Raw genomic sequence first — 14154 nt, forward strand, 5'->3', positions numbered from 1 at the left:
AGCATTTCGTTGCTGCGCTCGGACTCTTTTTAGTTTGGCAAAAAGGTGGTAATTTTAATGAAGTGGCGTGACTGGGATATAAATTTAAAAGTTCGATTCATCGGAGAAGGACTATTCAATATTCTTTTCTGGATGTATTTTCCGTTTATGGCGATTTATTTTTCTGAGCATTTCGGCCAAGAAATGGCCGGACTGCTGCTGATTCTTTCACAAGTTATAGGTGTTGTTCTTGGACTTTTCGGCGGCTATTGTGCCGATCACTTTGGTCGGAAACGGATGATGGTTTTTTCCGCAATCGGCCAGACGGTGTGCTTCGCATTTTTCGCTTATGCAAATTCACCTTGGTTTGTATCGCCATGGGTAACGTTTATCAGCTTTTCATTACTTGGTTTGTTTGGCCAGCTGTATGGGCCGGCGAGCAGCGCGATGATTGCCGATATCGTTCCTGCGCAGCACCGGGCAGGCGTGTTCGCATTATTTTACACGTCGATTAATGTCACGGTTGTCGTTGGTCCGCTTTTAGGTGCCGTTTTCTTTTTCAGTGATCGTTTTCTGCTTTTACTTATTTGTACCGCTGTGAGCGCCGGCTTGATTTGGGCACTGCAGCACTGGATTCATGAGACAGCGCCGCAAGCCGAACAGATTCAAGAGAAGGTAAAACCAAACTGGATGAAACATTTGATTGATCAGTTTGGCGATTATCGGGTGATTTTCACAGATCACATTTTTCTACTTTACATATTGGCAGGTGTGCTGGTCGCTCAGACATTCTTGCAGCTTGATATGCTGATCGCAGTGTACACCACCGATAAGGTGCCGCTCCAAACGTTGTTATCGTTTGGAAATTGGCAAGTAGCGATCAGCGGAAGAAACCTGTACAGTGTTATGGTATCAATGAACGGTCTTTGCGTGGCGCTTCTGACCGTTATCGTGACCAAATGGATGACGAAATTTCGTGAGGGCAATGTGTTTATGGGGTCTTCTCTTTGCTATGGAATTGCCATGATTCTGATGGGGTCGACGCAAAACATCTGGCTGCTGCTCTTCTGCATTGTACTCTTTTCTTGGGCAGAACTGATGACGGTTGGTGTGCAGGACAGCTTCATTGCCAAGCTGGCTCCAAAACATTTGCGTGCTCAGTATTTTGCAGCATCAGGTTTGCGCTATTCACTCGGACGAACACTCGCTCCGATTGCCATACCGATGACTGTTTGGTTCGGTTACCCATGGACTTTTGTCATTCTCGGGACGATTGCTTTTCTCGGTATGATCATGTACGGTTTAATGTTCTCACTGTATGATCGAAGCAAGCTGAGCGTGTCGGGTCATTCAAGCAATCTGTAATAAAAAGGATGCGAAGCCGATTTCCGGCTCGCATCCTTTTTGCTGTTTCATTATCGCTTATTTCGATAAAGATACATCGTGATTGGTGAAAAGATGAGAATCAATACTGCCGAGGCAATGAGTACCCAGATGATTTCAGTAAATGCAACGCGACCGCCCATTAACCCACGGACAGCGGTGGTCAGCATCGAAACTGGATTGGCGTTGACTGTTGCGCGCAGCCAGCCGGGCATTGTCGCCGGATCAACGAAAATATTGCTGGCAAACGTGACCGGAAATAACAGCGTCATGCTGATGCCCATCACTGCTTTCGACGTTTGCAGAATGAGCCCGATTACGGTAAAGATCCAGGAGAGACTGAACGCAAAGATCAGCACAAGAATGATCCCTGCGATAATTTCAAGAATAGTTCCTGCCGGTCGGAATCCAAGAATCAAACCTAAGACGATCACAATTATTGAAGCGATCGTGTAACGCACCGTATCAGCGATGAGCGCACCGACTAAGGGCGATGGGCTCCAGATGGGCAACGATCGAAAACGGTCGAATGTTCCCTTAGAGATATCATCATTCAGAGAAACGCCGGTATATACTGTGGTGAAAACGACCGTCTGTACCAGAATACCGGGAATTAAAAACTGCAAGTATTGACTTGTTGATCCGGCGAGCGCGCCACCGAATAAATAGGTAAACATTAACGTGAACATCACCGGGAAAAAAGTGACATCGAGCAGCTGCTCCGGTACATATTTTATTTTCAAAAGTGCGCGCCATGCGAAGGTGAGCGATGTCGCGATTCCGTTTGGACGCGGCGGACGTTCTTGTTCAACAAGTGCGGCACGCATTTTAGCCATGCTCTGCTCTTCGCTCATGACTTCGCACCCTCTTTCTGCTCTTCATTTTCTGCCGGTTTACCAGTCAGCGTTAGGAATACTTCATCAAGGCTCGGCTGGCCAAGTGAAAATTCACTGACCTCAATTTGATTCGCATCGAGCGCGGCAAGTGCTTTTGATGCAGCCTTTGTCCCTGCAAGTTGCGCGGCAAGTGCAGCAGGATCTGAGGAAAGACGGACGGGAGTGCCGAGTGCATCTGAGAGTAGCTGCTGCGCCTGAGCACGTGTCGAAGGGTCGAGAAGCCGTACATGAAGCACACCAGATCCGACCGATGCTTTGAGTTCACCGCTTGTCCCCTCTGCGATAATTTTTCCATGGTCAATAACGGCGATTCGGTCGGCGAGTTGATCGGCTTCATCCAGATATTGCGTGGTCAACAGCACGGTTGTACCGGTGGTGACGAGTGCGCGCACAATATCCCAAATTTGGTTGCGGCTGCGCGGATCAAGCCCGGTTGTCGGTTCGTCCAAGAAAAGCAGATCCGGACGTATGATCATGCTGGCCGCAATGTCCAGGCGCCGCCTCATACCACCTGAATATTTTTTAACCTGTCGTTTTGCGGCGTCTTGTAAACCGAACGCATCTAGAAGTTCGGACGCCCTTTTTTTCGCAATTCGTGAAGAGTAGCCCATCAGTCGTGCAATGAGAATTAAATTTTCAATTCCGTTCAGGTCTTCATCAACTGAAGCGAACTGACCGGTGAGGCTAACGTGCGTACGCACGGCGTCCGGTTCTTTTAACAGATCATGGCCCATGACCTGAGCACTGCCTTCATCGGGTTTCAGTAAGGTGGCAAGCATTTTCATGGTTGTTGTTTTTCCGGCACCGTTTGGGCCAAGAAAACCGTAAACTATGCCTTGCGGGATGGCTAAATCGATGCCGTCGACAGCACGGTGTTTCCCAAAACGTTTGACTAAGCCGATTGCTTTAATGGCAAGCGGCTGATTGTGAGTGTCCAAGTCGTTGTTCATCTTTTTCCTCCGATTGTTGGCGATAACTCGTGAAAAGTGCTACTCATTAGTATCGCCAAGTTCATAAAAAACGTAATATGTGTCAATTGTATGAAATTTTGCGGATAAAAGCGAATCTGAACCCTTGTAAAAAAACGCTCATCTATATTTTGTAATGGAAAATTATTGGTAAATGCAAAATGGGCTGGCGATCTCTGATCCATGCATGCATACTTAAATGAGTAACGGTATCGTTATATTGTCAACCGAATGACATTTATAAAAATATAAGCATTTATTTATTGAAACGAATGGAGTGTACCTATGGTTTTCAAACAGGCGAAAGAAAAAAAGAGATGGCGGCTCGGCTATCATATTATGGCACCATCCGGATGGATAAACGATCCCAATGGGCTTGTACAATATCAGGGCATGTATCATGTATTTTTTCAGCATTACCCAAATGGTGTTGAATGGGGGCCGATGCATTGGGGCCATGTCGCAAGTCGTGATCTTGTTCATTGGAAGCATTACCCGATTGCGCTCACTCCCGGCGATTCCTTTGATCGTGACGGCTGTTTCTCTGGGAGCGCTATTGAAAAAGATGGTAAGCTGTGCTTAATTTACACGGGACATCGCTATGCAGACGATGCAAAAAAGAGTTCCGATCAGGTTCAATGCCTTGCCGTGAGCAAAGATGGTATCAATTTTGAAAAGTCTACGGAAAACCCGATCATCGCAACACATCCTAAAGAAGGATCCGGTGATTTTCGCGACCCAAAGGTGTGGCGAAGAGGTGATCATTTCTATTTAATTGCCGGAACATGCAAGGACCGTGTTGGAAAAGTGGTCTTGTATCGCTCGAGCGATCTGAAAAATTGGACCTATCTTGGTGTCCTGGCGCAGAGTGGCAAAAATTTGGGCTATATGTGGGAATGTCCAGATTTCTTTGAAATTGACGGCAAGCATATCCTCATGATTTCGCCGCAAGGCATTGAATCTGAAAATGATTTGTACCAAAACCTGTATCAAACCGGCTATTTCGTTGGAAATTTTGATTATGAGCATTTGCAATTCAACTACGGACATTTCAAAGAATTGGACAACGGCCATGACTTTTACGCGGCTCAGTCCTTTCAAGATCATTCCGGACGGCGAATTGTGATCGGTTGGATGGACATGTGGGAATCGCCTATGCCCGAACAAGCGGAAGGCTGGGCCGGTGCGCTGACCTTGCCGCGCGAGCTGCGTCTTGGCGCAGATGGGAACATTCGCATGACTCCAGTCGCTGAGCTCGTTCACCTGAGAAAAAATGAACGAATGAACGCGGAAAATCTACAGGTTTCCGGAAGTCACACATTAAATCAGCTGGACGATGACTTGCTTGAACTTGAACTACTCGTTGATCTTCACGAGTCCGATGCAGATTGTTTTGGCATTAAATTACGCTGCGGAAAAACAGAGGAGACGGTGCTTGAGTATGATGCCGCAAATTGTGTCCTGACATTTGACCGATCAAAAAGCGGTACCGGATCAGGCGGCACGCGGCGTACCAAACTCCCTAAGCGTGATTCTCTCAAACTCAGAATCTATTTGGATCGTTCTTCAGTAGAAGTGTTTGTGAATGACGGAGAGAAAGTCATGACCAGCAGAATCTATCCAACAGAACAAAATCAAGGCGTGCAGTTATTTGCCAGTGGTGGGCGATTAACCGTGCAAAACATGCATTCATGGTCACTCAAAGATATTTGGAATGAAGAATAAAGATTAATAGACACTGCAAATGTGCGTTGTGTCCATCAAAATCAGCTGTGTTTGGTCATGTTAGATCATGACAAGCCGGCTGTTTTCTATTATTCTGATCATAATTGTATTTTTTTGCTTTAATTGAGGGGGCTTGATTATGGACATGCACGAGACATTCGGTGCTTTTACAAAAGATGGGATGAATGTTCCGTCTACAGGCAGCGGGCAGCTCAATGAGCTGATGTTCGCGGCAAAGGATATATTTGCTGTTAAAGGACATGTGAACAGTGCGGGCAATCCGCTTTGGGCAACAACGCATCAAGCTGCCAAGGCGCATGCACCTGTCATCCGAAAACTATTGGAGCAAGGTGCTCTGCTGCGTGGCATGACGGTAACGGATGAACTGATGTACAGTCTCAAGGGAGACAATATCCATTATCCGCCGACAATGAATCCGCGTGTACCCGATGCCTTCTCAGGCGGATCATCAAGCGGATCGGCAGTTGCCGTATCATCCGGAGCTGTCGATTTTGCGCTTGGTACCGATACAGGCGGTTCGGTGCGTATACCATCCGCATATTGCGGCTTGTTTGGCATGCGTCCGTCGCATAATCTGGTATCCTTGGAAGGTGTTGTTCCGCTTGCACCAAGTTTTGACACGGTAGGCTGGATGGCTCGGGATGCAGATGTTCTCGAACGGGTGGGCCAATGTTTGCTTCCTGAATCAGACTCCACAGCTTCCTTTCAACGCTTCTACCTTTTAAGCGAAGCTTGGGATCAAGTTGATTCCGAGTCCGCCCAAGAAGTGTTGCATGCGTTTATCAATGAACACTTTTCGTCTGGGCAATTAGAAACCGCTTCTCTTCCAGAAGCAACGCCTGCTGAGCTTGCGGAAACCTTTCGGATCTTACAAGGCTATGAAGCTTGGCAGTCGCATGGAGAGTGGATTGAACGGTATCATCCGCACTTTGCGAAAGATGTTGGCGGACGCTTTATAGCGGCTTCAAAAATGAAAAAGGACGCAGCTTATCACCATGCCTCACAATTAAAACAGCAGTTTACAGAAAAAATCCGCGCATTTCTCGGCGCAAATGGTATTCTGATCATTCCAACCACATACGGACCGGCCCCGAAACGCGATGCCAGCTTTGAAGAGAGCGAAAAAATACGTGCCCGAACGATGAAACTAACCTGTATCGCCGGCGTATCGGGTTTGCCGCAAGTGACCGTTCCGCTCAATGACCATGGCCATCCGATCGGTTTGTCTTTTGTTTCTGGGTATGGAACTGACCGAAAGCTGCTCCAATATATCAAAAATTATTTCTAATTATAAAATTAATCAAAAGCCCTATGAGTATGCAGTGAACAAACAGACTGCTGGCTCAGGGGCTTTTTTACAAGATAAGTATAAGATGTTGCCCCGTATTTAAACGAATAAACCAGTGTCTTGGCCGAGAATCAAAGCGGAGGTGCGAGACGCCTGCGGGATCAGGTGCCAGCGAGACCCCGCAGATTTCTGCTTGTCTGAGGAGGCTCGCGGTGCGCCCGCGGTCGCGCTCAGTTGATGCGAGCAACCGAAGCGATGATTCAGCACCGTAAAGACACAAACCAATCACACATGACAAAGGAACTTTCGCTAATCACGCATACGTCCTGTATGCAACGCGAAAGCCACCGCATCCTGCGGAAGTAAGGACCGGGCGTTTTTTTGTCCGGTTTTTCTTATGTCACCAACTGTTATCTTATTTAACGGTATATGTATGTTTAAGTTACACAATATTATATTCACATTTTGTATGTTATGAATAATGACATGCATGTACTGTTAGAATTATTATTAATTTATGATTTATTAGATAATTGATCATGGCGAACAATTGAACATGAAAAAATTAAAGCGAAGGAGGTAGAAAAGTGCCATTTGTTAATGTGAGGAATCTTTTTAAATCCTATGGTAACTCTGGAAAATATGTTCTAAATGATGTGAGCTTTGAGATCAATGAAAATGAATTTGTTTGTGTACTCGGTCACAGCGGTTGTGGCAAATCGACCTTGTTAAACTTGCTGGCGGGATTTATTAAACCGGATAAGGGTGAAATAAGCGTCAACGGACAGCTTGTTTCAAAACCTTCGGCACAAAGAGGCGTTGTGTTTCAAGATCATGGTCTGTTTCCGTGGTATAACATCTTAGATAATGTCGCATTTGGCCCTAAAGCGTTAAAAAATAAGGATGCCTATCGTATCGCAAAACGCTTGATTAGAATGGTAGGTCTTGAAGGCTATGAAAAAACGTATCCTTCCAGCCTATCCGGCGGCATGGCTCAGAGAGTCGGTATTGCAAGAGCGCTCGCTACGAATCCGCAGCTGCTTTTGATGGATGAGCCCCTTGGCGCACTTGATGCGATGACTCGAGAAAAGATGAGAATTGAAATACTGCGAATTTGGAAAGAGACGAAAAAAACAGTCATATTTATTACCCATAGCATTGCTGAGGCTGTCTACTTGGCAGATCGAGTCATTGTATTAAAAGAAGGCAGTATTTGTATGGATGAAAAAATTGAAATGGAGCGTCCGCGCTCCGTTCATGCATCTCAGTTCATTGACTATACAAAGAAATTCGAAAAAGTATTGTTTGAACAAAATGAACTTGTCATGGATTGATATGCTGATTATCGTGTGAATCATAAGAACTACTAGGGGTGACACAATGATTGATGAACTGACGCAAAGCCCAATCCAAGCTGTCGTCAATAAACCAATGCCGTCTGGTAAACGTGCAAGTCGAAAGAATCATTCAAAATATGTTCAGGCGCTTTCATTAATCGTATTCTTTTTGCTCTGGCAATTTTTCAGTGCTATGAATGCATATTTTATTTGGTTCAATCCTCAATTTTTTCCGTCGCCAATGATTGTTCTACATACAACATGGGGCTATCTGCTCGACGGGATGCTGATTCAAGCGATCGGAGCCAGCGTCACTCGAGTGTTGGCCGGATTTGCGCTTGGCTCGCTCTTCGGTGTTCTTCTTGGCATTGTGATGAGTCAATCAAGATTATCAAACGATTTGATTAGTCCTGTGCTCAACATGCTGGGTCCTATTCCCGTGTTCGCTTTTCTTCCAATCTTTATGATTTGGTTTGGAATTAGTGAACTGTCGAAGGTTATGTTGATTGCCTATGCGACTTTTTTACCCGTATCAACTTATACGATGGATGGTATCAAAAATGTCAATCCTACATGGATCCGAAGCGCAATGACGTTAGGAGCAACACGTTATCAAATCTTTACCCGCGTTATTTTAAGGGCAGCACTTCCCAATGTTTTTGTCGGAATGCGAATCAGTCTTGCTCTTGCTTTTGGTGCGTTAATTGTTGCTGAGATGATGGGATCAAGTGAAGGACTTGGTTTTATTATTGTGAATGCAAGAAACTGGTTTAAGTTAGATGACATGTTTATGTCGTGTATGCTGATCGGCTTGCTCTATACGCTCTTTAATTATATGTTGCTCTTTTTGGAATCTGTTCTATTTCGGTGGAGAAAGGATGGAATTCAAAGCGCGGTTGAACGTTAAAATAAAAACATGAAAAGAGGAAATCACAAACAATGAAATCATTTATGAAGCGTAAATCATTCGTCTTGGTAGCTGTATTGCTGCTCGTAATCTCTGTGTTTACGGCGGGATGCTCTTCATCGTCAACTAAATCGGAAAATTCATCAAGTAATAAATCAAATGTCATTCAAGCGTATGGCGAACTTGATCCGCAAGTTTCCGGACAACAAATCATCGCTCAAGAAAAAGGCTATTTTAAAGAAGAGGGCTTAGCGGTTAAAAACCATCTTATGGCTGGTCCGGATCAGAACGCTTCGCTTATTTCAAGCGGCAGCGCCCAAGTGATTTTCGGCTCCATTTACAATAATATTTCGGTAGCGGCGAATGGTGTCAACGCAAAATTAATTGCTCCGCTCGCTAATGCTGGGAACACACAAAGTGTTGTCGCACGCAAAGGTTTGAAAATAAAGTCTGCTAAAGATCTCGAAAATTTGAAAATTGGGGCCACAACCGGATCCGGAGTCATCATCGCGATCCAGAGTATGTGCAAGGAACTCGGTGTCGATTACAACAAAATCAAATTTGTCAATCTACAAGCCGCCGATCAGTTGACTGCTCTTGAAAAAGGTAATGTGGACGCTATAGCCGTATGGGAGCCTTGGGTAGGAAAAGCTGTTGCTGCCGGCGGAAAGATACTGTTTACGGGTAAGAAGTCATATTTGCCAGATAAACAAGGCGATGTTAATTGGCTCAACTTTTATATGACCGTGGCTGTGTCTGATACGTTTTATAAAGAGCATCCGGATCAAGCAGTGAAATTTTTGCGTGCGTTAAATAAAGCTACAGCATTTATTAATGAACATCCGGATGAAGCTGCAGAAATAGTTGCGAAAAAGATTAAAATTTCAACGAGCGATGCAAAAAGAATCATGGCAAAAAATAATTATTCGATGGCTTGGAACAAAGATTTTACAGACAGTGCGAGTGTTATGGGGAATTTTATGAAGGCAAATAAAAACATTAAAGAAGTACCGGCATTAAACAGTTATTCCTCAACCAGTTTGCTAAAAAAAGTGGGCAACAAATTAATTGAAGTAAATGAATAAACGGGAGTGACCCTCTTTGTTTGATTTAATCATAAAAAACGCAAACATTGTTACAGCGGAGCGTATGTTTTCAGGCAGTGTTGCGGTGAGCGGGGAAAAGATCGGAGCGCTGCTGCCAGCGGATACGACCGAACTTGCACATTCAGTCATTGATGCTGATCATGCCTTTCTTTTCCCAGGACTGATTGACGCACATGTGCATTTTAATGATCCTGGCTTTGAATGGCGTGAAGATTTTTCTCATGCGACGCAGGCTGCTGCGCTTGGTGGAATAACAACGGTTGTCGATATGCCGCTTCAAAATGAACCGGCATTAACGGATCAAACCATTTTTGAACGAAAACATCAGTTGTTAAAGAAAAAGGCATATATCGATTATGCATTCTGGGGCGGAATGATTAATGACAATCTTGACAAGCTCAGAGAATTAAATGAGTGCGGAGTGACATCGTTTAAATCATTCCTCGCTCCTGTATCAAACGATTATACGTCGCTTGATTATGGCAGAGTCCGAAAAGGACTAGAAATCATCAAAGAATTTAATGGACTTGCCGGTTTTCATTGTGAAGACTTTGGCATCATTTCTTATAATGAAACAACTGCTGTTAGGAAAGGGAAAACATCGCGAGAAGACTACTTACAGGCTCGACCTGTGGTTGCTGAATTAATTGCTGTACAATCAATCATCGAACTGTCACGTGAAATCGGCACACGCGTGCACATTTGCCATGTGTCACATCCGTTGGTAGCTGAAGCCATCAAGCGCGCAAAGTATGAAGGCGTTCCGATTACTGCTGAAACGTGTCCGCACTACTTGGTTTTCAATACGAAACAGTTTCTTGAAAAAGGGATGTATTTTAAATGCGCACCTCCGTTAAGAAGTAAAGAGGCAAGTGAGAGTCTTTGGGATTATGTGAAGGACGGTACGTTAGATTTAATCGCGAGTGACCATTCTCCCTGTGCGCCGAAGGAGAAGTCGGAAACTGAAGGTTCCTTTAAAGCATGGGGCGGGATTAGTGGCGTCCAGACAAGTTTGCAGGTTATGTTTCACGAAATAAAGAAAAGAGGATGGTCCCCAACCATCCTCTCAAGAATGATGTCTCGAAATCCTGCAGAAGTCTTTGGCATTAGTAAGCGAAAGGGCGAACTAACCCCAGGATATGATGCTGACTTTGTTCTTGTTGATCCCAAAATAGAGTGGGAGATCAAAGAAGATCAGTTAGCCTATTTAAATAAGCAATCCGCCTTTATTGGCTATAAAGGAGTGGGGCTGCCCATCTGTACAATTTTGCGTGGTCAAGTGATTACAGAAAACAGAACGGTGGTTGGGAAGTCTGGAGAAGGCAAGCTGCTTAGAAGAGAACGTTGATGAGCATTCATAGAAACTAAACGCGTCTTTGATCGTGTAAATAAGGCGCGTTTTTTCTGCTAATCAAATTGTTTTGATAACCCTTTTTTGACATGCAATCGACAAAACATTCGAAAAATGGTTCAATGATGAGTAACAAGGATGTGGATTGGAGTGTTCATTTTGAAAGTGCGCGATATTTTTTTCGAACCCGTTTTCAAAGGATTTAAATGGATTGCAGGAGAAAAAGGCGGAGAAAGGGAAATTCGCAACATCAATATGATGGACGCACCGGATATTATTGATTATTTGAAGCCAAATGACTGGCTCGTTACTTCTGGATACCATTTGCAAAATCGGAGTGACTTCTTTCTTGAGCTTGTCGAAAAAATGGCAATGAAGGGCTGCGCAGCACTCGGTATTAAAACGGATCGATTCATGAATGGGATACCGAATGAAGTAATCGAACTTGCCGATCGGATTAACTTCCCCTTGATCTATATTCCAAATCGCATCCCTCTGGTTGATATCGTTAATCAAACACTGACCTCGATTCTTCACGCGCGCACGGAAGAACTGCAGCTTGCCATTGATACGCATCAGCAATTTTCTAATCACATTATGAGCGGAGAGGGCGTTGCGCGACTTTTACAGGATTTGTCGAAAATTATCGGTTGTCCTGCTGCTCTTCTGGATACGTTTTTTAAACCAATTGCGGTTTCAAGTGATGCGAGTGAAAAAGATGGAGCGGATCGTTTTCACATACTCAGGCAGGTCGGTTCATCCTTTGCACAAATGAAGGAACCTTATAATGCATTTTGCGTCACAAAATCGCACCAAGCGTTTACCTTGTTCCCTCTCTATACGTATAAAACGAAGCGTCATTTTTTAATTATAGAAGGATTCGTCCCACAAGAAGAACGAATCATGGTACTGACTATTGAGCAGGCGGCCAATGTTCTTGCCTTCGAACTCATGAAGGATGAGGCATTAAAGCAGAGCGAACGGAAAATTCGCGACGCCTACTTATCGAAGCTTGTCACAGGAGAGTTTACATCCAAGGATGGAATCATTAATCGTGCGCGCGAGTTTGGCATGTCCAATGAGCAGAAGATGATTGTCGTTGTTGGGAAGCTTGATCTTGACGACAGCCGGACGAGTTTTACAAAGTTCAGAATGAAAACGAATGAGGTCAGCGAGTTTATCGAAGGAGAAATGGAAAATTTGCCTTTTAACGGCTACTTTTTTGTGAAAGATAGTTTCTGTATTTGCTTGTTTGTCGTAGGGGAAGGATGGGTCGATGGTCCGCGGCGGCTCTTGCCTTACCTGAGCAGAGTTCAGAAACGAGTGGAACAATTTTTTTCTGAAACTATTTCTTTCGGATTTAGTAATCTTTGTGTGGATCTCTCCGACTTGTCGCGGGCGTATCAGTCAGCGGTCGATGCGTTGCAATCGGGCTTGCGTTCCGGACGTCGTAAATTTATTCAAATCTATCATTCCAAAGGTTTTTCCGACTTGTTGCGCATGGTGCCATTGGATGATTTGAACAAGCTGTATCGTGAAACATTTCAAGGGTTGGCGTTTCCAGAGAGGGAAGAGGATAAGGAACTATTCCATACGCTCATTGTCTTTTTTGAGTCGAATTGTCAGATATCCGAGACGGCTAAGAAATTATTTATTCATCGGAATACCGTTATCTACCGGATTGATAAATGCGAACAGCTTCTCGGTACGGATTTGAAGGATCCTGAGACGGGTTTCTTGATTCGTTTTGCATTTCGCTTAAAATCGCTCCTTGATGAATCAAATGAAATGGATTACTCGCAATGAGTAATTGTGCAGTTTAACTGAACTTTGATGAAAAAAATAGAGATTGTGTCAATGGTCGCATTTTAAAAATTTGCTAAAATGAAGCTGTTCGATACATGTTACGTAACTTCACATAGAAAGAGGGCTCGTCAGATGGCTTTTCGAACCTCAGCGCCGTTAACGGAAGAGATCGCTGAACGAATCAATTGGTTAGGGCAGATTGGACGAACCGACAATGGCGGTGTGACACGCTTGCTTTATAGCGATTCATGGCTGAAAGCGCAAACCGCTGTAAAGCAGAAAATGGAAGAAATGGGGTTATCCGCTCGCTTTGATGATGTCGGTAATGTTTTTGGAAGAGTGGAAGGAACAGAAGAACGTGATCGTGTGATTCTTACAGGATCGCATATTGATACAGTTGTTGACGGAGGAAAATATGACGGAGCCTTTGGCGTACTTGCGGCGATGATTGCGGTCAGCAGACTGAAGCAAGAATATGGCGCGCCCAAAAAAACAATCGAAACTGTCGCGCTTTGCGAAGAAGAAGGCAGTCGATTTCACTTAGCCTTTTGGGGATCCGGATCGATCACCGGACGCTATCAATTGAGCGACGCCACTACAGTGACGGATGGACAGGGCGTGACGCTTGAGGCTGCCATGCGCCTAATGGGATTCGGTCAAGGCAAATATCCGGCGGCAAGACGCGAGGATATCGCCTGTTTTTTGGAAACGCATATCGAGCAGGGACAGATCCTGGAGCGTGAGCATTTGGCGTGGGCGCCGGTCAGTCACATTGTTGGAATGAAACGCATGATTATTCACCTTTCCGGAGAGAGCAATCATGCGGGAACGACGCCTATGACCGGTCGCCGGGATGCTCTGTACGCCGCATCGCAAATGATTTCCGATGTCATTAGTCACGCGAAAGAGCAGAACAACGGACTTGTGGCTACGGTGGGCCAGATAAGCATCCAGCCTAATGTCGGGAACGTTATTCCAGGCGGTTGCACGTTTGCACTCGATGTCCGTCATCATGAATATGATGTTCTCCATGATTTCTGCACGAAAGAGCTTGAGAAATTCCGGTTGATTGCGGAAAAAGAGTCTGTTGATCTGGATAGTAAAACATGGCTTGATGATGCACCGGTGAAGATGGATCCGGCCATGACACAGCGCCATGTGTCGCTTGCGCGGAAGGCAGGCATTCCATTTAAAACAATGGTGAGCGGTGCGGGCCATGATTCGCAGATCTTCGGCACCTACTGTCCAACGGCGATGATGTTTGTACCCAGTCACAATGGCATCAGTCATTCGCCTAAGGAATTTACGAAGCTGGAAGATTTGGAAACCGGTGTACGTATGCTGATGAAAATTTTGCGTGAAATGGCTTATTAAATCATTTACTTGC

At 44.8% G+C, this 14154-nt stretch carries 11 protein-coding genes; 9 read left to right on the plus strand and 2 right to left on the minus strand.

Translation table 11 applies throughout. The annotated features are described in order from the left end of the window. Positions 1-57: 57 nt before the first annotated feature. A complete protein-coding gene (locus AC6F33_RS04410; RefSeq protein WP_480947667.1) occupies positions 58-1344 on the plus strand; it encodes an MDR family MFS transporter in 1287 nt (428 codons plus the stop codon). Positions 1345-1394: 50 nt separating this feature from the next. Here AC6F33_RS04410 and AC6F33_RS04415 read toward each other — a convergent pair whose 3' ends face one another. Next, positions 1395-2216, minus strand: a complete 822-nt coding sequence (locus AC6F33_RS04415; protein ID WP_255747583.1) for an ABC transporter permease — start codon at positions 2214-2216, stop codon at positions 1395-1397. Next, positions 2213-3208, minus strand: coding sequence for an ATP-binding cassette domain-containing protein (locus AC6F33_RS04420; protein WP_500777814.1), 996 nt, complete (start codon positions 3206-3208; stop codon positions 2213-2215). The genes AC6F33_RS04415 and AC6F33_RS04420 overlap by 4 nt, the downstream gene beginning before the upstream one ends. A gap of 303 nt (positions 3209-3511) precedes the next feature. Between AC6F33_RS04420 and AC6F33_RS04425 the strand changes: the two genes are divergently transcribed. The 8 genes from AC6F33_RS04425 to allC all read left to right on the plus strand — a co-directional run bounded on the left by AC6F33_RS04425 (position 3512) and on the right by allC (position 14141). Beyond that, on the plus strand, positions 3512-4951 hold the full coding sequence (locus AC6F33_RS04425) for a glycoside hydrolase family 32 protein (RefSeq protein WP_500777815.1): 1440 nt from the start codon (positions 3512-3514) through the stop codon (positions 4949-4951). 139 nt (positions 4952-5090) lie between these two features. After that, the gene (locus tag AC6F33_RS04430) at positions 5091-6260 is read left to right on the plus strand and encodes an amidase (RefSeq protein ID WP_480947664.1); all 1170 of its coding nucleotides are present in this window, start codon (positions 5091-5093) and stop codon (positions 6258-6260) included. A 587-nt stretch (positions 6261-6847) separates the two neighbouring features. Continuing rightward, positions 6848-7594: an ABC transporter ATP-binding protein gene (locus AC6F33_RS04435; RefSeq protein ID WP_500777816.1), complete on the plus strand. Its 747-nt coding sequence runs from the start codon at positions 6848-6850 to the stop codon at positions 7592-7594. A gap of 46 nt (positions 7595-7640) precedes the next feature. Continuing rightward, positions 7641-8504 (plus strand): ABC transporter permease, encoded by an 864-nt coding sequence (locus AC6F33_RS04440; protein WP_093671285.1) that lies wholly within the window; start codon positions 7641-7643, stop codon positions 8502-8504. Positions 8505-8536: 32 nt separating this feature from the next. After that, entirely contained in the window at positions 8537-9589 is a 1053-nt protein-coding gene (locus AC6F33_RS04445) for an ABC transporter substrate-binding protein (RefSeq protein ID WP_093671283.1), read from the plus strand. A gap of 16 nt (positions 9590-9605) precedes the next feature. Continuing rightward, positions 9606-10958 (plus strand): allantoinase AllB, encoded by a 1353-nt coding sequence (gene allB, locus AC6F33_RS04450; protein WP_093671281.1) that lies wholly within the window; start codon positions 9606-9608, stop codon positions 10956-10958. 153 nt (positions 10959-11111) lie between these two features. After that, the gene (locus AC6F33_RS04455) at positions 11112-12767 is read left to right on the plus strand and encodes a PucR family transcriptional regulator (protein ID WP_245734107.1); all 1656 of its coding nucleotides are present in this window, start codon (positions 11112-11114) and stop codon (positions 12765-12767) included. A gap of 132 nt (positions 12768-12899) precedes the next feature. After that, positions 12900-14141, plus strand: a complete 1242-nt coding sequence (gene allC, locus AC6F33_RS04460; protein WP_093671279.1) for an allantoate deiminase — start codon at positions 12900-12902, stop codon at positions 14139-14141. Positions 14142-14154 lie beyond the last annotated feature (13 nt).

Source organism: Sporolactobacillus sp. BBK16-2, assembly GCF_059878335.1.

Bases quoted from the DNA above. Each gene is read 5' to 3' on its own strand.
- AC6F33_RS04445 (WP_093671283.1), top strand. From the start codon at position 8,537: ATGAAATCATTTATGAAGCGTAAATCATTCGTCTTGGTAGCTGTATTG.
- allC (WP_093671279.1), top strand. From the start codon at position 12,900: ATGGCTTTTCGAACCTCAGCGCCGTTAACGGAAGAGATCGCTGAACGA.
- AC6F33_RS04430 (WP_480947664.1), top strand. From the start codon at position 5,091: ATGGACATGCACGAGACATTCGGTGCTTTTACAAAAGATGGGATGAAT.
- AC6F33_RS04440 (WP_093671285.1), top strand. From the start codon at position 7,641: ATGATTGATGAACTGACGCAAAGCCCAATCCAAGCTGTCGTCAATAAA.
- AC6F33_RS04415 (WP_255747583.1), bottom strand. From the start codon at position 2,216: ATGAGCGAAGAGCAGAGCATGGCTAAAATGCGTGCCGCACTTGTTGAA.
- AC6F33_RS04425 (WP_500777815.1), top strand. From the start codon at position 3,512: ATGGTTTTCAAACAGGCGAAAGAAAAAAAGAGATGGCGGCTCGGCTAT.
- AC6F33_RS04410 (WP_480947667.1), top strand. From the start codon at position 58: ATGAAGTGGCGTGACTGGGATATAAATTTAAAAGTTCGATTCATCGGA.
- AC6F33_RS04420 (WP_500777814.1), bottom strand. From the start codon at position 3,208: ATGAACAACGACTTGGACACTCACAATCAGCCGCTTGCCATTAAAGCA.